The sequence below is a fragment of the Pseudostreptobacillus hongkongensis genome (genome assembly GCF_001559795.1).
In the GTDB taxonomy this organism is placed as follows: Bacteria; Fusobacteriota; Fusobacteriia; order Fusobacteriales; family Leptotrichiaceae; genus Pseudostreptobacillus; species Pseudostreptobacillus hongkongensis.
Map to the genome: position 1 here is coordinate 1 of NZ_LOHY01000071.1, position 530 is coordinate 530.

Annotated in this window: 1 protein-coding gene; it reads left to right on the forward strand. The window is 27.4% G+C overall.

Annotated features, from left to right (window positions below; all coding sequences use genetic code 11):
* Positions 1–530, forward strand: a 530-nt coding sequence (locus AYC59_RS01610; protein ID WP_342666608.1) for an ATP-grasp domain-containing protein, incomplete at both ends; no start/stop codon positions are given.

A 530-nucleotide genomic window follows, 5' to 3' on the forward strand; every position in this document is an offset into this window, starting at 1 on the left:
AAAAAGAAGATATTTTTAAAATTATAGGAATGGATATAGAATTTGCATATATTGCTTTACATGGTGAATTTGGTGAAGATGGTACTGTTCAATCTGTACTTGAAATATTAAATATACCATATTCAGGTCCTGGAATTATGACAAGTTCTTTATGTATAGATAAGGATATTACTAAAGCAGTTGTCAGAGATGCTGGAGTTAGAGTAATAGATGGTATATCTGTTAAAAAAGGTGAAAAGGTAGAATTTTCTAAACTTAATTTAGGTGAAAAGGTTATTTTAAAACCTAATAAAGGTGGATCAAGTATAGGGATATATTTTGCAACTAATCAAGAAGAATTAGAATATGGATTAAATGAAGTATTTAAAATAGATGATGAAGTAGTTATTGAAAGAGTTATAACAGGTGTGGAAATATCTGTACCTATAATAAATGGAAAAGTATATCCAACTGTTTTAATAGAACCATTAAAAGATACTTTTTTTGACTATAAATCAAAGTATGAAAATGGTGGAGCACGTGAATATGTT